The organism is Gramella sp. Hel_I_59 (assembly GCF_006714895.1).
Taxonomy (GTDB): domain Bacteria; phylum Bacteroidota; class Bacteroidia; order Flavobacteriales; family Flavobacteriaceae; genus Christiangramia.
The window spans coordinates 1,846,070-1,864,775 of the sequence record NZ_VFME01000001.1; the positions used below are offsets into that span (position 1 = coordinate 1,846,070).

The window sequence follows — 18,706 nt, forward strand, 5'->3', positions numbered from 1 at the left end:
TATCATGCAAATTGTTTCGCAAATACTATTTGTGATCGCTCTTTTAGTGGGCGTTGGCTTTTTCGCCAGAAATATTAAAAGACTTATTCGTAATATCAAATTAGGTCGGGAAATCGATCGAACAGATAATGGTGGAGAAAGATTTACCAAGATGGCCAGGATAGCCTTAGGGCAGAGTAAAATGGTAAAAAGACCAGTTTCCGGGTTTTTGCATATTATCGTTTACGTTGGTTTTATTATTATTAATATAGAAGTTCTCGAAATCGTTATCGATGGAATATTAGGTACACACAGAATCTTTTCTTTTCTAGGTGGTACGTATGATGTTCTTATCGCGAGTTTCGAAATCTTAGCTTTCCTGGTATTTGTTGGAGTAGTGATCTTTTGGATACGTAGAAATGCACTTAATATTTACCGTTTCCTAGGTCGTGAATTGAAAGGCTGGCCAAAGAATGATGCAAATTATATCCTGTATTTCGAAATGGTGCTAATGGCATTATTTCTTATCATGAATGCTACAGATTATCAACTGCAAATGAATGGAGCAGATCATTATGCTTCAGAAGCAGGTATTATGGGAAGCTTTCCAATAAGTCAGTTTTTGCTTCCTATTTTCGACGGAATGAGCAATGCGACTCTTATTATTATTGAAAGAGCTGCCTGGTGGTTACATATTCTTGGAATTCTTTTCTTTCTGAATTATTTATATTACTCAAAACATTTACATATTCTACTAGCGTTTCCAAACGTGTATTTTTCAAAACTGAGTCTTCAGGGGAAAATGGATAATCTGGAGGCAGTTCAGAAGGAAGTAGCATTAATGATGGATCCAAATGCCGATCCTTTCGCAGCTCCTGCGGAAGGCGAGGATGAAGGAGAGCCAGAAAAATTTGGAGCTTCAGATGTCTTTGACCTGAACCAGGTTCAATTACTGAATTCCTATACCTGTACAGAATGTGGTAGATGTACTTCTGAATGTCCTGCGAATCAAACCGGGAAAAAGCTTTCTCCAAGAAAGATCATGATGGATACTCGTGACAGGCTCGAGGAAGTAGGTGAGAATGTTACCAAGAACGGAAAGTATGAAGATGACGGCAAGCAATTACTTGATGACTATATTCTTAGAGAAGAACTATGGGCGTGTACTACTTGTAATGCATGTGTAGAGGCTTGTCCAGTGGGGATCGATCCGCTATCTATTATTCTGGATATGAGAAGATACCTGGTGATGGAGCAAAGTGCCGCTCCTAATGAGCTATCCATAGCGATGACAAATATTGAAAACAATGGTGCACCTTGGCCTTACAACCAGATGGACCGTTTGAACTGGGCCAAAGAAAATTAATACATTAGAATTTTATAAAGATCGATAATATGGCAGAAGCACTCAAAGTACCTACAATGGCAGAATATATGGCAGAAGGCAAAAAGCCTGAAGTTCTGTTCTGGGTTGGTTGTTCGGGAAGTTTCGATGATCGTGCTAAAAAAATCACCAAGGCATTTGTAAAACTTCTGCATAAAGCTGGAGTTGACTTTGCTGTTCTTGGGACTGAGGAAAGCTGTACCGGGGATCCTGCAAAAAGAGCTGGAAACGAATTTCTTTTTCAAATGCAGGCTGCTACGAATATTGAGGTGTTAAATGGTTATGAGATCAAAAAGGTGGTTACTGCCTGTCCTCACTGTTTCAATACCATCAAAAACGAATATCCTGCTCTTGGCGGAAATTATGAGGTAATGCACCATACTCAGTTTTTAAAAGATCTTTTGAATGAAGGTCGCTTAAAAGTTGAAGGTGGAAAATTCAAAGGAAAAAGAATTACTTTCCATGATCCATGTTATTTAGGTCGCGCTAATAATGAATATGAAGCTCCTCGTGATCTTCTTCGGAAGCTTGAAGTTGAGCTTGTTGAAATGCGTAAGTGTAAAAAGAACGGCTTGTGTTGTGGAGCAGGAGGAGGACAAATGTTCAAAGAACCTGAACCAGGAAACAAGGATGTAAACATCGAACGTACTGAGCAGGCTATGGAAGTGAAACCGGAAATAATCGCTGCCGGTTGTCCTTTTTGCAACACCATGATGACAGATGGGGTTAAGAATAAAGAAAAGGAAGATAGTATCGAGGTAATGGATGTTGCTGAAATGATCGCCAGCGCAGACGAACTTTAAATTCTAAAAGTTAAAAGACCAGTCTCTATTTGACTCCAAGGCTAAATCAATTAGATTTGTGTGAATACAAATTTAGCCTATGTTAGTACCATTTGATAGCCTTTCAGAAGATTCAAGAGTTTGGATTTATCAGGCCAACAGATCTTTTACAGAAGAGGAATTACAGGAGATCTCATCAAGATTAGACCAGTTCATTGAAAGATGGACAGCACATGGAGGAGATCTTAAGGCTTCCTACGATATCAAGTACAAAAGATTTATTACAATAGCCTTGGATCAGAAATTGAACGCTGCTACAGGCTGCTCTATAGATTCTTCCGTGCAATTCATTCAGCAACTGGAGAAAGACTATAACGTTGATCTTCTCGATAAAATGAATGTTTCCTATAAACAGGGAGAATTTGTTGCTTATAAAACACTTACCGATTTCAGAAAAATGGCAAAGGATAAAGCGGTGTCCATGAATACGATCGTATTCAATAATCTCGTTAATACCAAAGCCGAATATCTAACAGAATGGGAAGTTCCTGCTTCTGAGAGCTGGCATAAACGCTTCATGAAATAATGATATTGAGAACCCTGTCCCTCAAATTACCACTTTTACTCTTTTTGTTTTTCAGTCTTGGTGTATTCTCCCAGGTGAAAAATCCATTGTTTACCAAAGATCATGCTGCTCAAAAACAATGGGTGGATAGTACGTACGACTCCATGAATCTTAAGGAAAGAGTGGGGCAGCTATTCATGGCGAGTATCTGGTCTAAAAATGATAACGAAGCCGATACTATTCGTAAGCTTATTGCTGAAAATCATATTGGCGGACTTATTTTTTCCAAAGGAGGTCCGGTGAAACAGGCTCAGTTGACCAATGAGTTTCAGAAGATGTCTAAAGTTCCTTTGCTAATTGGAATGGATGCTGAATGGGGACTTGCTATGCGACTTGACAGCACTTTTGCCTTGCCATGGAATATGACACTTGGTGCCATACAGGATAATCAACTGGTAGAGGAAGCTGGCGCAGCTATTTCCAAGCAAACTAAGAGATTGGGTGTGCACTTTAACTTTGCCCCAGTAGTGGATATTAATACTAATCCAGACAATCCAATTATAGGAAACAGGTCGTTTGGGGAAGATAAATTTAATGTCACCGAAAAATCCCTTGCTTTTATGCGAGGCATGCACCGTGAGGGAGCACTCAGCAGTGCAAAACATTTTCCAGGTCATGGCGATACAGATTCCGATTCGCATAAGACGTTACCAACGATTAATTTCTCTGCGGAAAGGATCGAACGTGTAGAACTTTATCCTTATAAAAAACTAATTCCTGAAGGGCTTAGCAGTATCATGGTAGCCCATCTTAATGTTCCAGATTTAGAGCCTACAGATGGCAAGCCTGCCTCATTATCCAAGGATATTATCACAGAAATACTGAAGAAAGAGCTTGGCTTTAATGGTCTTATTTTTACCGATGCACTTGACATGAAAGGTGTTTCAAGAAATATGGAACCCGGTGAAGTGGATCTTGATGCATTTCGCGCTGGGAACGATATCCTGCTAATGAGTGAAGATGTTGGCAGAGCTTCTCAAAGTATTATGGATGCGGTAAATAATGGTACTATTAGTGAAAACCGATTGGCACTTTCAGTAAAGAAAATATTATATGCTAAGTATAAGGCTGGTCTTCATTATTTTAAACCGATTAGTACAAATTTCCTCATAGAAGAACTATATACTTCTCGTGATGAAGCTTTGCTGGAAGAGCTTTATGAAAATGCTGCAACGCTTATCAAAAACAATAAGGCTGTAGTTCCGGTTAAAGATCTTTCAGAAGAAAAGATTGCCTATGTGAATTTTGGGGACAATGATGGTAGTATTTTTCTTCAGCAGCTAAAGAAATATGCGAAAGTAGATTGGGTTCATGCAGATAAATTAGCCTTGCTGCTTGACAAACTCGAAGAATATGATCGTGTGATCATTGGTTTCCATAAATCGAATAGTAGTCCGTGGGCATCTTACAAATTTTCAAATAACGAATTGGTGTGGCTGCATGAGATTGCCCGCAAGAATAAGACGATCCTTGCACTATTCGCTAGACCTTACGCATTACTTGATATAAAAAGTTTCACCAATATAGAAGGGATCCTTATTGGCTACCAGAATCATCCTCTGGCTCAGAAAAAGGTTGGTCAGATAATTTTTGGAGCGGCTCAGGCGAAAGGTCGTCTTCCGGTTAGCATCCAGAATGAATTTCCAGCAGGAACCGGTTTTAATACTAAGGATGTTGATCGCTTAGCTTATGGAACTCCGGAAAGCGTTGGAATGAATTCCTATAAACTTCAGAAGATCGATAGTATTATTAATTATGCTATTTCAGAAAAAATGACTCCGGGGGCACAGATACTTATTGCTCGCCAGGGTAAAGTAATATATCAGAAGAATTTTGGCTATCAGACTTATGAAGAAGAGTTGCCTGTGACCGATACTACGGTTTATGATCTGGCATCTCTTACTAAGATCCTGGCTACTTTGCCGCTGGTCATGGAATTGGATGAGAAAGAAGTTCTGAGTTTTGATACTACGCTTGGTGAATTACTTCCTTCACTTAAAGATTCGAATAAATCCAATATTAAGTTGCAGGATATGTTGATGCATTATGCTCGATTACAAGCCTGGATTCCATTTTATATTTCTACCCTTGACTCTGAAACTAAGGGGCTTTCTGCCGATTATTATAACACTTTACCTTCTGAAACTTACAATACTCAGGTTGCAGATAATATGTTTATTAGAAAGGATATTGGCGATACCATTATCAACACGATCAGGCTTAGCGAACTTGAGAAAACGAGGTCTTATAAATACAGTGATCTGCCATACTATTTGCTAAAGTATTACCTGGAGAGCTATTACGAGACTTCACTTCAAAACATTACACAGGAGCATTTTTACAAATCCCTTGGTGCTAATTATACTGGCTATTTACCTAAAACAAGGTTTGATAGCCTCCAAATAGCACCTACAGAGAATGATCAATTATGGAGAGGGCAGGTTGTTCGTGGATATGTTCATGACCAGGGTGCTGCGATGCAAGGCGGAATTGGAGGCCATGCAGGATTGTTCAGTACTGCAAATGATGTTGCCAAGTTGATGCAAACCTATCTAAATGGCGGTTCTTATGGTGGGAAAAAATACTTGCGCGAAGATACCATTGAGAAATATAATACCTGCTATTATTGTGAGCAAAATGTAAGAAGAGGTGTAGGTTTCGACAAACCACAGCTTGGAACCTCAGGACCAACCTGTAACTGTGTGTCTATGAATAGTTTTGGACATAGTGGGTTTACAGGGACATTCGCCTGGGCAGATCCTGAAGAAGAGATAGTTTATGTATTTTTATCAAACAGAACTTTTCCTGATTCAACGAACAGGAAACTCATCAGGGAAGATATCCGGTCTGAGATCCAGAAAGTGATATACGAATCTATAGATTTCTAATTAATGAAAATTGCAATTGTTTGTTATCCAACTTTTGGTGGTAGCGGAGTAGTAGCCACCGAGTTAGGCCTGGCGCTTTCCAGACGTGGCCATGAGGTACATTTTGTTACCTATAAACAACCTGTTAGACTGGAGACAATTTCCAGCCACATCAGGTTTCATGAAGTGAACGTACCAGAGTATCCTCTATTTCATTATCAACCCTACGAGCTTGCTTTAAGCAGCAAACTTGTAAATGTTATAAAGAATTATGGAATAGAACTTTTGCATGTTCATTATGCGATTCCTCATGCTTATGCTGGCTATATGGCTAAAAAGATGCTCGCTGAAGAAGGAATCGAAATTCCAATGGTGACGACTTTGCATGGAACAGATATTACTCTGGTTGGAAATCACCCATTTTATAAGCCTGCTGTAACCTTTAGTATCAATAAAAGTGATTATGTGACTTCTGTTTCAGAAAGCTTAAAAGAGGATACCCTAAGACATTTTGACGTAAAAACAGAAATTGAAGTTATTCCTAACTTTATTGATGTATCTAAATTTCAGAAGAAAACATTTACAGACTGCCAGAGAGAATTGATGGCACAATCTGACGAAAAAATAATTACACACGTAAGTAATTTTCGGAAAGTAAAACGGGTGGATGATGTCGTGAAGATCTTCTTTGAAATTCAGAAATCTGTAAGTGCTCGTTTAATGATGGTAGGTGAAGGTCCAGAAAGAGAAACAGCGGAAAAACTGGTTCGCGATCTGGGCATGACAGACAAAGTACTATTCCTGGGGCAAAGTAATGAAATTGATAAGATCCTGTGCTTTTCAGATCTGTTCCTTTTACCTTCTGAAACTGAAAGTTTCGGATTGGCTGCACTTGAAGCAATGGTTCACTCTGTCCCTGTAATATCCTCTAATACTGGAGGTTTGCCAGAAGTGAATAAAGATGATTTCTCAGGTTATCTTCATGACGTAGGTGATGTATCTGCAATGGCTAACAGTGCTATTTCAATTTTAGAAACAGAAGAAGTTCTACGGAAATTTAAAAGGCAGGCTGGAGAAACAGCAAGGGATTTTGATATAAATATGATCGTTCCCAGGTACGAAGAGCTGTATAAGAAAGCACTGATTAAAGCATAAAAAAAGGAGCCAATTGGCTCCTTTTTTGTTGTTATCTTCTACTCAATTAGAATTGATATCTAATACCTAAAGCGATATCTGGTGTGAAATCATCGTGATCATCATAGTCTGAAAATCCAATTTCAGGTCTGAAATCTAATGATAACAATAGCGGGAAATCAAAATTATATTCGATCCCTACGTTACCGGCCAATAATGCAAAAACACCATCATTACGATCTATATCACCTCTACGGTTGTCATCGTAATTACCAAGTCCCGCACCAGCACCTGCGTACCAGTTAAAACCTCCGTCAATGTTCCATACCCATTGGTACAATCCAACAAGCTTGATAGCATCATACTTATCATTATCACTACGCCATCCAAGATCGAACTCTAACCTGTTGTTCTCACTTGTTGCTCTCTGATATGAAACCTCGGCACCAAATCCACCACCATCACCCACTCTCAAACCAAGTGCGTTTTTAGAGATTTGCTGTGCGCTTGCCTCATTCAGAAAAACAGCTCCAAAAATAAAAGCTGCAAAAAGAACTACTTTTTTCATGTTTGATTGTTTTAAATTCATCTCGGCAAATTTATGCCGTTTACCAATATGAGAACGTTCAGGCTAGTAAATGTATTGTTAATATTAATTAAGATTCTGTTAAGTCGGTAAACTGAAACTTCCTAAATTTGAGTATGAAATTGAAGGATTCCCTGCAACAGCTTGCGAAAGAATTAGAAGGAGAGCTATATTATGATGAGCTCTGGAAAACCATTTACGCAACCGATGCTTCTGTTTATCGAGAAATACCACTAGCCGTAAGCATACCTAGGTCAAAGCAAGATCTTATAAGACTTATAAGATTCGCCAGGGAAAATAAAATTACTTTGATCCCCAGGACTGCTGGAACTTCATTGGCTGGACAATGTACTGGTGATGGAATTATTGTGGATGTCTCGCGTCATTTTACCGATATAATAAATATAGCTCCGGATAGTAATACGGTTACCGTACAGCCTGGGGTAATTCGGGATGATCTCAACCGGAAACTTCATAAGCATGGTCTTTTCTTTGGACCTAATACTTCGACTTCGAATCGATGTATGATAGGAGGAATGGTAGGTAATAATTCCAGTGGAACTACTTCGATCAGGTATGGTACAACCCGGGATAGGATCAAATCTATCAGAGCACTGTTAAGTGATGGAAGTGAAGTTGAGTTTAGAGATCTTACAAAAACTGAATTTCAGAAAAAATTAAATATCAAAGGTCTGGAGGGCGATATCTACCGTATGATCCAGGATATTCTTAATTCAGAAGAAAACAGAGAAGCGATCATTAGTAATTTTCCTCCTATGGAATTACATAGGCGAAATACAGGTTATGCGCTTGATGAATTGTTGCATACTGAAGTATTTGAGGAATCTGAAAGAAAACTGAATATCTGCGACCTTATCGCAGGTAGTGAAGGAACGCTGGCTTTTATTACTGAAATAACGCTAAAGCTGGATATTCTGCCTCCTTCAGAAAAGGCGATGATCGCAGTGCATTTTCATTCAATAGACGCATGTATGCAAGCGGTTGTTCCGGCCATGGAACACTCGCTATTTACCTGTGAAATGATGGATAAGATCATTCTCGACTGCACCAGTGATAATTTGAAATATCGTGAGAACAGATTCTTTATAGAAAATGATCCTGAGGCGATCCTGATGCTTGAGTTACGCGCAGAAACACAGGAAGTACTTGAGCAAAATTTAGAAGCTTTGATGAGTACACTTAAAAGTTCCAATCTTGGTTATGCTTTTCCCGTTCTTTATGGTAATCAAATTGATCTCGCTCTGGATCTTCGAAAAGCCGGATTGGGATTACTGGGTAATATGAAGGGAGACCGTAAAGCTGTTGCATGTATTGAAGATACAGCTGTGGCCATCCCTGTACTGGCAGATTATATTTCGGAGTTTACACAGATCATGAAAAAATTTGATCAACAAGCCGTTTATTATGCTCATGCAGGCGCTGGAGAGATTCATTTGCGTCCTATTCTGAATCTGAAAAAATCTGAAGATGTTGGTTTATTCCGAAGTATTACGCTGGATGTTGCGAAACTGGTGAAAAAATACAATGGTTCTCTTAGTGGAGAACATGGCGATGGAAGGTTAAGGGCCGAATTTATTGAACTTATGTATGGTGAAAAAGTGTATTCACTGCTGAAGGATATAAAGTTTGCTTTCGATCCAGATAATATTTTCAATAAAGGTAAGATCGTAGATGCACCTGCTATGGATACTTCTCTTAGATATGTTCCAGATCGTAAAGAACCCGAGATCGAGACCATCATGGACTTTTCTGATGCCGAAGGAGTTCTTAAACTGGCCGAAAAATGTAACGGGAGTGGTGATTGCCGAAAGTCGGTAGAAGCAGGAGGAACCATGTGTCCTAGTTACAGAGCCACCAGGGATGAAAAAGATACCACCAGAGCTCGCGCAAATGCTCTAAGGGAATTTCTCACAAATTCAGATAAGGAGAACAGGTTTGATCATCCAGAACTAAAGGAAGTGCTGGATCTGTGTATTAGCTGTAAAGGATGTAAAAGTGAATGTCCGTCCAATGTGGATATGGCTGCTCTTAAAGCTGAATTTCAATTTCAGTATTACAAATCGAACAAACCTAGTTTAAGGGATCGAACTTTTGCGGGGATCACGAAGCAAAACGCTATGGCATCTAAAGTTCCTGGTTTATCACGATTTGTAATGCAAAATAAATTTACTTCCAGAATAGCAAAAGAAATACTTGGGGTAGCGGTAGAAAGAGAACTTCCAGCAGTTGGAAAGACTACGCTTAAAAAATACTACCTGGCTAATAAAGAGACGCTCAAAGTTCAGAATCCTGTTAGGACGGTTTATCTTTTTAATGATGAATTTACTAATTATCTCGATGTAGAAGTTGGTATCGATGCCCTCAGACTTTTAAGTCGGTTAGGCTACCAGGTGAAAATGATTGACCATCCTGAAAGTGGAAGGAGTTACCTTTCCAAAGGATTCCTGGGTGAAGCGAAGAAATTGGCCAATGAGAATATTAAAATCTTTAGTTCTATTATTAAGAACGAAACTCCATTGCTAGGAGTAGAACCTTCAGCGATCTTAAGTTTTAGAGATGAATACTTAAGACTGGCAGATGATAAAAAGTCAGCTGAGAAACTTGCTAAGAATTGCTTTATAATTGAAGAATTTCTGAAACAGGAGCTTTCAGCAGGAATTATCAGCAACAAGCAATTCACTACTGAAGTGGCAACCATTAAAATTCATGGACACTGTCATCAAAAAGCGCTCTCTAATACTTCACGAACTTTCGATATTCTCAATATTCCTGAAAATTACAAGGTAACTATCATCCCTTCAGGTTGCTGCGGCATGGCAGGTTCTTTCGGCTATGAAAAGGAACATTATGAGATTAGTATGCAAATAGGGGAAAACTCCTTATTTCCAGCCATTAGGAAAAGTAAGGAAGGCACGATTATCTCTGCCAATGGGACAAGCTGCAGACATCAAATTAAGGATGGTACTGGCAGAATAGCACAACACCCGGTAAGTATTTTATATAATGCACTTGCTTAAAGACGCAAAGTTTTGTTAATGCTATATTAATTGCAATTCTAGGACTTTCAAAACATTAAATTTAGCCCTCTAAATTAAAACTAATAAGAGCTTCGAATACGGTATGTCAATGGATAAAGAAATGCGAATTAAGCAACTCGAAGAAGACTTACAACGGGCCAGGGAAAAAATAGACGAATTAGAAACCTCGAATATTAAGTTTGAGGCAAAAACTAACAGATCCCTATCTAATAATATATTCGATTTAAAGGAATCTGTTATAGATAACATTCATCATCCTCTGGTGATCCTTGATGATAAACTCAAAGTAGTATTTGCCAATAAATACTTTCTGAAGACATTTAAAATATCTTCTGATGAAGTTCAGGACATATTAATTTATGAAGTAAAGGCTGCTCAGTGGGATATTCCGCAGCTTAAGACTGTACTAGAAACAATTCTACCTTCTAATAGCAAAATGACAAATTTTGAGATGCAGGTTGAAGGGAATGGCGGTACAGAAAAGCACTTGCTGTTAAATGCTAGTGAAATACAGCTATCCGGGACTGATAGTAATTTTATCTTACTAAGTATTGAAAATATTACCAAAAGAAAAATAGCTCAGAATAATTTAAAGAAGAGCCAGCAGCAATTCCGTGATCTATTTTATTCTACAACAAGTTTGATAGCGATTTTTCATGGGCCAGATCATGTGGTAGATATGGCTAATGATGCTATTGTTAAAGTATGGGGTAAGGGAAAAGATGTAATTGGAAAACCTATTGCGGAGATCTTACCTGAGATTAAAGAACAAGGTTTGGTAGATTTATTAAACCGTGTGTATTCTACCGGTGAACCATTTCATGCTGTTGAAAAACCTATAACCTTAAATATTGACGGGAATACAGAAGAAAGATATTTTGATATCTCTTATCAACCACAAAGAGATAGTAAAGGTAATATTATTGGTGTCGCAAATATCTCGAGTGATGTAACTAAACAGGCATTACTGAATGAACAAATCAAAAAAAGTGAGTCTGATTTTAGACAGCTCGTTAATTTCATGCCTCATAAAATTAGTATAGCTGGACCTGATTCTAAGGTTAAATTTTACAATCAGAGTTGGTTGGATTACGTTGGACTAAACTTGCAGGAATCTTTGGAAAGACCGTGGTTGGAAATTATTCATCCTGAAGATAAAGAAAGAGTTTCTAAGGAAGTAGCGCAACATTTTAGTAGTGGTGAGTCTTTAGAGACTGAAATTAGGCTTCTGAATAAGAAAGGCGATTACTTGTGGCATCTTTGTCGAAGCAACCCTTTGAAGGATGTAGATGGTAAAATTTACTCCTGGCTAACATCCAGTACCGAAATTCAGAAATTAAAGGATGATGAGAAGCGAAAGGAAAGTTTTCTGAAACTCGTAAGTCATGAACTCAAGACTCCAGTTACTTCTATTAAAGTTTATATACAATTGCTACAATCTATACTGCCTGAGAAGGTAGAGACAGATTCTAAGAATATTCCCGTTAAACCATATCTACATAGAATTGAGAGCCAGATCGAAAGGCTTATTCGGTTGATATCAGAAATGCTTGACCTAAGTAGAATTGAGCAAAATGAACTTATTCTGGAACTCAGCGAATTTCAATTAAATGACCAGATAGAAACAGTAGTTGAAGATCTATCGTTTTCTCATCGCGAGATGCAAATTGATATCAATCATGATGAGAGAGTTTCAGTAAACGCTGATCGAGAAAGAATTGGACAGGTTATAACTAATCTTATTACGAATGCTGTAAAATATTCTCCAGACACTAAGAAAGTATCTATAAGGATTTTTAAAACTGGTGAAAATCAAGCAGCTGTAAGCGTAAAAGATTATGGAATAGGTATAGCATTGCAGGAACAACAACAAATATTTAAACGCTTCTACAGAGTTTCTGGAAATAAAGATGAAACTTATGAAGGCTTCGGAATTGGGCTTTATCTTTCAAACGAAATTATTGAGAAGCATCAGGGCAAAATTGTCGTGAAAAGTGAACCTGGTAAAGGTTCTGAATTTACATTTATATTACCCCTAAATTAATTAAAAAATGGCTAGAATCTTAATCGTGGATGACGATCAAACAATTGGATTAATGCTTAAAGATATACTTGAGTTCTCAGATCATAACGTCACTGTTTCTCAACAACCTAAGCTTACGAAAGAAAATATTCTGAAACACGATATAGAACTGATACTTCTGGATAAACTTATATCTGGAGTGGACGGTACAGATGTATGCGTGGAATTAAAAGCAGATGAAGAAGTTGCTCACGTTCCAATCATCATGATGTCTGCATTGCATAACGTAGGTGACCTTTGTAAATCTGTAGGTGCCGTTGAATTTATTCCCAAGCCATTTGACATGGATACCCTTTTAAATAGAGTGTCTGAAGTCCTTGCGAGGGATAATAGCGGAGAATCTGCTAGCTCATAGAAAACAAGTGTTTAGCTATTATATTTCTAAATAAGCAATAGCCTTTTCCTACATTGGGAATATATAGGATTCCACTTTCAAATATGTTCTTAAAAAATTACATTTGTTCAAAATCGAATAAATGGCAGGAAATTCTATAGGCACACTTTTTAGATTAACTACGTTTGGTGAGTCTCATGGTGTCGCTATTGGTGGTGTGATTGATGGATGTCCTGCAGGAGTAAAGCTAGATCTCGAGAAGATACAGCAGGACCTGGATAGAAGACGTCCCGGGCAATCTGCAATTGTAACTCAGCGTAAAGAACCCGATACTGTAGAATTTCTATCGGGAATTTTCGAAGGTCAGTCAACCGGTACTCCAATTGGATTTGTCATTAAAAATGCGAATCAAAAATCCAAAGATTATTCTCATATAAAAGATACTTACAGGCCTTCCCATGCCGACTATACCTACGACGAAAAGTATGGTGTTCGCGATTACCGTGGTGGTGGAAGATCCTCGGCTAGAGAGACGGCATGTAGGGTTGTTGCAGGTAGTATTGCCAAACAGCTTTTAAGTTCCCTTCAATTCAATGCCTATGTTTCTACTGTAGGTCATATTGAACTAAATAAAAAATATCAGGAACTGGACTTTTCAGAAGTTGAAAAGAATCCGGTTCGATGTCCAGACCCTGCCAAGGCAAAGGAAATGGAGACTTATATCAAGGAAATTCGCTCAAGCGGGGATACTGTTGGTGGAATCGTTGATTGTGTTATCCAAAATGTTCCTAAAGGTTTGGGTGAACCTGTTTTTAACAAGTTACACGCTGAACTCGGTAAAGCGATGCTATCGATCAACGCTGTGAAAGGCTTTGAATACGGCAGCGGATTTGCTGGAACTACGATGAAAGGTAGTGAGCACAACGATCAGTTTAATCAGGATGGTTCTACTAAGACTAATTTGAGTGGCGGTATCCAGGGAGGAATAAGCAATGGAATGGATATCTACTTCAGAGTAGCTTTTAAACCAGTTGCAACACTAATGCAGAAACAACAAACTATCAATTCCAAAGGAGAGCAGGTAGACATGCAGGGCAAAGGTAGACATGATCCATGTGTTGTGCCCAGAGCAGTACCCATCGTAGAAGCCATGGCCGCAATCATTATGGCCGACTATTTTCTTCAGAATAAATCATCAAAAATTTAATAGTAGAACATTAGGTATATGAAAAAACTCGCGTTGCACTGGCAGATACTTTTAGGAATGGCCGCTGGTGTCATTTTTGGACTTATCATGACTAATTTTAGTTGGGGACCAGAATTTACAGGGGATTGGATCAAACCTTTCGGAAATATTTTTATCAATGCACTTAAGTTAATTGCAGTGCCATTGATCCTGGCATCTCTTATCAAGGGGATCTCAGACCTTAAAGATATTTCAAAGTTGTCCAAGATGGGAACCAGAACCATTGCGACCTATGTAATTACAACCGTGATCGCAGTTTCTATAGGGTTGCTCATGGTAAACCTTATTGCACCCGGGAAAGCGATTTCTGAAGAAACGCGGAGTGATCTTATAGCCAGTTACGAAGGAGATGCTTCAGTTAGAATTACAGATGCTCAGAAACAGAAGGATGCCGGACCTTTACAGGCCCTGGAAGATCTGGTGCCGAGTAACATTTTTGGTGCGGCGAGCGATAACGGGAACATGCTTCAGGTTATATTTTTCGCGATATTCTTTGGACTAGGACTCATACTGATTCCTGAAAAAACAGCAAAACCGGTTAAAGATTTCTTTGATGGCTTCAATGAAGTCATATTAAAAATGATCGACCTTATTATGCTAACTGCACCTTATGGTGTATTTGCCTTACTGGCAGCGCTCGTTGTAGAATCGCCAAGTGCAGATCTCTTTGCAGCTCTTGCCATGTATGCACTTACTGTACTGCTAGGTTTGGCTCTTATGATAGGAGTATATATTTTACTGGTATGGATCTTTACTAAAAATACACCTTCATTTTTCCTGAACGGAATCGGGCCTGCTCAATTACTTGCTTTTTCCACAAGCTCTAGTGCTGCCACGCTTCCTGTTACTATGGAAAGGGTAGAAGAACACATGGGTGTTAACAAAGAGGTTACTAGTTTTGTACTTCCAATTGGCGCCACGATCAATATGGATGGTACGAGTCTTTACCAGGCAGTAGCGGCGGTATTTATCGCTCAGGCATTCGGGATGGACCTATCACTAGGGGCACAATTAGGGATCATCGCAACAGCTACATTGGCTTCTATAGGCTCAGCGGCTGTACCGGGAGCAGGCATGGTAATGTTAGTAATTGTACTTGCCCAAGCTGGTATTCCTGAAGCAGGATTGGCTTTAATATTTGCAGTAGACAGACCATTAGATATGTGTAGAACTACCGTTAATGTTACCGGTGATGCTGCAGTATCTCTCATGGTAGCAAAATCTGTAGATATGATGGGACCTCCTAATGTGAAAGACTGGGATGATGATTACCATCCTGAAAATGAGGAAACCGTTTAATCCAGAAACTTCGATTTTAGTTCGGGAGTAGGGATCATACAATTATCCTTTTTCCCGAACCATTTATATCGATTACTAGCTACGAGATCATAAATACTATCTCTCAAACCCTCAGGTAGAAATAAGAAGTTTTTCAGTAAAGAATATCCTCCATCGAGGTCTCTTGAGATTTCCAGGGCTGCAGTAGACTTTCTATAATATGCCACACCCGGCTCAATAAGCATAATAGAATCCAGATCTTCGTGATCAAATCCTCTTTCTTCAATAAGTCCTTTTCCGATTTCACTTTGCAGGGATGCGAATCGAAACCTATCCTTACGATCATGTTTTATAATGAACTGTACCGCGTTATTGCAAAGGTTACAAACGCCATCGAACAATATGATCTTATGTTTGGAAATATTTTCCATAACTATTTCTTTTTAGCAGATTGTACCAGTTCCAGTTGAGCCATTCCTACTGAAGTGGTGAAAATACCATAATTCACCAGAGCTTTGTCTTTTTCTATCTTATCGATAGTCCCAACCGCTTTTCCATCTTCAAGCCGAACACGATCACCAATCTTTAATTTAGCTTTTGGTTTATTGGCTTCCTGTTTCTTTAATTGCGTTTCTTTTTTCTTCTCTTCTTTTTTCTTTTCCCGAATAGGTTCAATTTTTTTCTGAACCTCTTTTTTAAGCTGTTCTTCCTTATTTTTCTTAGCCTTTAGTTTCTTGGCGCTTTCTTTTTTTCGTTTGGAATTCTCTATTTCCACCAGCTTTATAAATTCTCCAATAAGCTCCTTTTTCTTCTTATTGCTGAAGTATTTTTCGCTTAAATCATTGACCTTCTGTCCAAGATAGATCATTCGCTGATTGGTATCATACAGCTCCTGATAGCTCTCGAGTTTCTGCTGAACCCTGGAGTTTGTCTCTTCCAGCTTTTCCTTTTCAGCCGCGGCTTTTTCCTCTTTGGTCTTAAGACTGTCGGTTGTTTTTCTAAGGTTAGAACGTTCCTTCTGAAGGTTCGCGATACTTCGATCAAATCTAATCTTACCACGTTCTACCTTCTTTTTAGACCGATTGATCAGGCTATAAGGAATACCGTTCTTCTGGGCAACTTCAAAAGTAAAGGAGCTTCCGGCTTCTCCCACCTGTAGCTTATAGATTGGTTCAAGCGTCTGACTATCGAACATCATATTCGCATTGCTCATCTCTGGCAATTCATTGGCCAATTTCTTCAGGTTCGCGTAATGTGTTGTAAGAATTCCGAAAGATCCTTTTTCATAGAAAACCTCCAGAAATGTTTCAGCTAAGGCACCACCAAGTTCAGGATCACTTCCCGTTCCAAATTCATCTATTAGAAACAATGTTTTATCATCACATTTCCGCAGAAAGTAATTCATGTTTTTCAAACGGTAGCTATATGTACTGAGGTGATTTTCTATAGATTGATTATCACCAATATCGGTAAGAACTTTTGAGAATAGGCACATTCTACTATACTCATGAACTGGAATAAGCATTCCGCTCTGGAGCATTACCTGCAAAAGTCCAACAGTTTTAAGAGTGATACTTTTACCACCGGCGTTTGGGCCTGAAATAACCATTATTCGGTTGTCAGCGCCTAGTTCAATACTCTGTGGATATGTCTTTTCGTTCTTTTTCTTATTATTCAGAAGTAATAAAGGATGGTATGCATCTTTCAGAAATAATTCTCGATCCTTGGTGATCTTTGGTAAGATCCCCTCAATCTTATAGGCGTATTTAGCCTTGGCAGCGATCACATCCATTTCACTTAAAAGATCCTGATGTTCTACCAAAACTTCACGATAGGGCCTGGTAAACTCTGTCAGTTCTTTTAAGATACGCTTGATCTCTTCTTTTGCCTCGTATTCTAAATTATTAAGTTCTCGAGTATAACGATGTGTAGCTTCCGGTTGAATATATACAATACTGCCGGTTTTGGAATTCCCCATGATTCCACCTTTTACCTTACGTCGGTACATGGATTTGACAGCGAGCACCCGCACATTCTCCACAACACTTTCCTTGATCTCGTCAAGATATCCATAACCGTTGTAGGTAGTTAAAGCTGAATTAAAACTTGTATTTATCTGGCCCTTTACAGCATTGATCGATCTTCGCAACTGTTGTAAATACGTGGAAGCATCATCTTTCATTTCCCCAAACCGATCAATAACCGAATTGATCTTTTCTACGAGGCTTAGGTCATATTCCAGATGAGAAACAGTCTCAGACAAAGCAGGATAGAGATGCTTGTTTTTTCTAAAGAATTTCAAGTGATTATTCACCGTTTCATTAAGCGAAGAAATCTTTCTGAAACCTCCAATTTCAAGAACCGACTCCTCTATAGCCAGTAATCGAAGCTCAGGTTGAATACTATCAAATCCGTAATTCGGGATCGCTTCATCCTGGGTTTTGGATTTAATAAATTCATTGGTTTGATCGAGTCCAAAAACGGTCTTTTGAAAACTCGGGTATGGTTGGATCTTAAGAGCCTTTTCTTTTCCCTGTCCTGTAATGCAAAGTTCGCTAACCTGTGCGCATACTACTGGAAATTCCAAATCATCAAGACTCCTGGAACTAATTTTTATCATATCAATTTTTCCCTACATTTGAGGTTCTACAAAGTTAATCAATTCTCATGAACGTAAGAATAGATCAAAGCTGGAAAAAAGTTCTAAATGCTGAATTTGAAAAGGACTATTTCAAGAATTTAATCCAATATGTAAAAGAGGAGTATACGGAGCATAAATGTTTTCCTCCAGGCAGTGAAATTTTTGCTGCTTTTGATCATTCAACATTTGATAATACCAGGGTAGTTATTCTGGGTCAGGATCCATATCATGGAGTAGGGCAGGCGAACGGTTTATGTTTTTCTGTTCGTGATAATGTCCAGATTCCTCCTTCACTGATCAATATTTTTAAAGAAATTGAGACTGATCTTAATCAACCAGCTCCTTCCAGTGGAAATCTCGAAAGATGGGCAGATCAAGGTGTACTTTTATTAAATGCAACTTTAAGCGTGAGAGCTCACCAGGCCGGCTCCCACCAAAATAAAGGATGGGAAGTCTTTACAGATGAAGTGATCAGGCTCATTTCCACAGAAAAAGAAAATGTAGTTTTTATACTTTGGGGGGGGTATGCCAAGAAAAAATCCAAGCTAATCGATAGTTCGAAGCATCTAATTTTAACCAGTGGTCATCCGTCACCATTAAGCGCAAACAGAGGATACTGGTTTGGAAATAAACATTTTAGTCAGGCCAATGAGTATTTGCAATCAAAAGGTAAAAAACCGATTAATTGGTAAGCATACTCAATAAGTG

General features: G+C 38.6%; 14 protein-coding genes. 11 read left to right on the plus strand and 3 right to left on the minus strand.

Features of this window, described 5'->3' with window-relative positions:
• Positions 1-4 precede the first annotated feature (4 nt).
• The 5 genes from JM79_RS08355 (at position 5) to bshA (ending at position 6,792) form a co-directional block, all read left to right on the plus strand.
• On the plus strand, positions 5-1,345 hold the full coding sequence (locus JM79_RS08355; RefSeq protein WP_141877710.1) for a (Fe-S)-binding protein: 1,341 nt from the start codon (positions 5-7) through the stop codon (positions 1,343-1,345).
• A 29-nt stretch (positions 1,346-1,374) separates the two neighbouring features.
• Positions 1,375-2,166 (plus strand): (Fe-S)-binding protein, encoded by a 792-nt coding sequence (locus tag JM79_RS08360; protein ID WP_141877711.1) that lies wholly within the window; start codon positions 1,375-1,377, stop codon positions 2,164-2,166.
• Between the two features lie 79 nt (positions 2,167-2,245).
• A complete protein-coding gene (locus JM79_RS08365) occupies positions 2,246-2,731 on the plus strand; it encodes an ABC transporter ATPase (RefSeq protein ID WP_141877712.1) in 486 nt (161 codons plus the stop codon).
• On the plus strand, positions 2,731-5,658 hold the full coding sequence (locus tag JM79_RS08370) for a glycoside hydrolase family 3 N-terminal domain-containing protein (protein ID WP_141877713.1): 2,928 nt from the start codon (positions 2,731-2,733) through the stop codon (positions 5,656-5,658). Before JM79_RS08365 ends, JM79_RS08370 begins: the two co-directional genes overlap by 1 nt.
• Positions 5,659-5,661: 3 nt before the next feature.
• Positions 5,662-6,792, plus strand: a complete 1,131-nt coding sequence (gene bshA, locus JM79_RS08375; RefSeq protein ID WP_141877714.1) for an N-acetyl-alpha-D-glucosaminyl L-malate synthase BshA — start codon at positions 5,662-5,664, stop codon at positions 6,790-6,792.
• Positions 6,793-6,838: 46 nt separating this feature from the next.
• Here the strand turns inward: bshA and JM79_RS08380 are convergent, their stop codons facing one another.
• Positions 6,839-7,339, minus strand: coding sequence for a porin family protein (locus JM79_RS08380; RefSeq protein ID WP_141877715.1), 501 nt, complete (start codon positions 7,337-7,339; stop codon positions 6,839-6,841).
• Between the two features lie 134 nt (positions 7,340-7,473).
• Between JM79_RS08380 and JM79_RS08385 the strand changes: the two genes are divergently transcribed.
• From JM79_RS08385 to JM79_RS08405, 5 genes are all read left to right on the plus strand, one after another.
• Positions 7,474-10,395 (plus strand): FAD-binding and (Fe-S)-binding domain-containing protein, encoded by a 2,922-nt coding sequence (locus JM79_RS08385; protein ID WP_141877716.1) that lies wholly within the window; start codon positions 7,474-7,476, stop codon positions 10,393-10,395.
• A gap of 103 nt (positions 10,396-10,498) precedes the next feature.
• On the plus strand, positions 10,499-12,460 hold the full coding sequence (locus tag JM79_RS08390; protein ID WP_141877717.1) for a PAS domain-containing sensor histidine kinase: 1,962 nt from the start codon (positions 10,499-10,501) through the stop codon (positions 12,458-12,460).
• 7 nt (positions 12,461-12,467) lie between these two features.
• Positions 12,468-12,854, plus strand: a complete 387-nt coding sequence (locus tag JM79_RS08395) for a response regulator (protein ID WP_141877718.1) — start codon at positions 12,468-12,470, stop codon at positions 12,852-12,854.
• A 121-nt stretch (positions 12,855-12,975) separates the two neighbouring features.
• Positions 12,976-14,040 carry a chorismate synthase gene (gene aroC / locus JM79_RS08400; RefSeq protein WP_141877719.1) on the plus strand — a complete coding sequence of 355 codons (1,065 nt, stop codon included), beginning with the start codon at positions 12,976-12,978 and terminating at the stop codon, positions 14,038-14,040.
• An 18-nt stretch (positions 14,041-14,058) separates the two neighbouring features.
• The gene (locus JM79_RS08405; protein ID WP_141877720.1) at positions 14,059-15,378 is read left to right on the plus strand and encodes a dicarboxylate/amino acid:cation symporter; all 1,320 of its coding nucleotides are present in this window, start codon (positions 14,059-14,061) and stop codon (positions 15,376-15,378) included.
• Here the strand turns inward: JM79_RS08405 and JM79_RS08410 are convergent.
• Both JM79_RS08410 and JM79_RS08415 read right to left on the minus strand, forming a co-directional pair.
• Positions 15,375-15,788, minus strand: coding sequence for a thiol-disulfide oxidoreductase DCC family protein (locus JM79_RS08410; RefSeq protein ID WP_141877721.1), 414 nt, complete (start codon positions 15,786-15,788; stop codon positions 15,375-15,377). The two genes, JM79_RS08405 and JM79_RS08410, sit on opposite strands and share 4 nt — an antisense overlap.
• Positions 15,789-15,790: 2 nt before the next feature.
• The gene (locus JM79_RS08415) at positions 15,791-17,977 is read right to left on the minus strand and encodes a DNA mismatch repair protein MutS (protein ID WP_141877722.1); all 2,187 of its coding nucleotides are present in this window, start codon (positions 17,975-17,977) and stop codon (positions 15,791-15,793) included.
• 47 nt (positions 17,978-18,024) lie between these two features.
• Between JM79_RS08415 and JM79_RS08420 the strand changes: the two genes are divergently transcribed.
• The gene (locus tag JM79_RS08420; RefSeq protein WP_141877723.1) at positions 18,025-18,690 is read left to right on the plus strand and encodes a uracil-DNA glycosylase; all 666 of its coding nucleotides are present in this window, start codon (positions 18,025-18,027) and stop codon (positions 18,688-18,690) included.
• The last annotated feature ends 16 nt before the right edge of the window (positions 18,691-18,706 follow it).

Excerpts from the sequence above, each read along its gene's own strand:
- JM79_RS08355 (WP_141877710.1), top strand. The coding sequence starts at position 5 with ATGCAAATTGTTTCGCAAATACTATTTGTGATCGCTCTTTTAGTGGGC.
- JM79_RS08360 (WP_141877711.1), top strand. The coding sequence starts at position 1,375 with ATGGCAGAAGCACTCAAAGTACCTACAATGGCAGAATATATGGCAGAA.
- JM79_RS08365 (WP_141877712.1), top strand. The coding sequence starts at position 2,246 with ATGTTAGTACCATTTGATAGCCTTTCAGAAGATTCAAGAGTTTGGATT.
- JM79_RS08370 (WP_141877713.1), top strand. The coding sequence starts at position 2,731 with ATGATATTGAGAACCCTGTCCCTCAAATTACCACTTTTACTCTTTTTG.
- bshA (WP_141877714.1), top strand. The coding sequence starts at position 5,662 with ATGAAAATTGCAATTGTTTGTTATCCAACTTTTGGTGGTAGCGGAGTA.
- JM79_RS08380 (WP_141877715.1), bottom strand. The coding sequence starts at position 7,339 with ATGAAAAAAGTAGTTCTTTTTGCAGCTTTTATTTTTGGAGCTGTTTTT.
- JM79_RS08385 (WP_141877716.1), top strand. The coding sequence starts at position 7,474 with ATGAAATTGAAGGATTCCCTGCAACAGCTTGCGAAAGAATTAGAAGGA.
- JM79_RS08390 (WP_141877717.1), top strand. The coding sequence starts at position 10,499 with ATGTCAATGGATAAAGAAATGCGAATTAAGCAACTCGAAGAAGACTTA.
- JM79_RS08395 (WP_141877718.1), top strand. The coding sequence starts at position 12,468 with ATGGCTAGAATCTTAATCGTGGATGACGATCAAACAATTGGATTAATG.
- aroC (WP_141877719.1), top strand. The coding sequence starts at position 12,976 with ATGGCAGGAAATTCTATAGGCACACTTTTTAGATTAACTACGTTTGGT.
- JM79_RS08405 (WP_141877720.1), top strand. The coding sequence starts at position 14,059 with ATGAAAAAACTCGCGTTGCACTGGCAGATACTTTTAGGAATGGCCGCT.
- JM79_RS08410 (WP_141877721.1), bottom strand. The coding sequence starts at position 15,788 with ATGGAAAATATTTCCAAACATAAGATCATATTGTTCGATGGCGTTTGT.
- JM79_RS08415 (WP_141877722.1), bottom strand. The coding sequence starts at position 17,977 with ATGATAAAAATTAGTTCCAGGAGTCTTGATGATTTGGAATTTCCAGTA.
- JM79_RS08420 (WP_141877723.1), top strand. The coding sequence starts at position 18,025 with ATGAACGTAAGAATAGATCAAAGCTGGAAAAAAGTTCTAAATGCTGAA.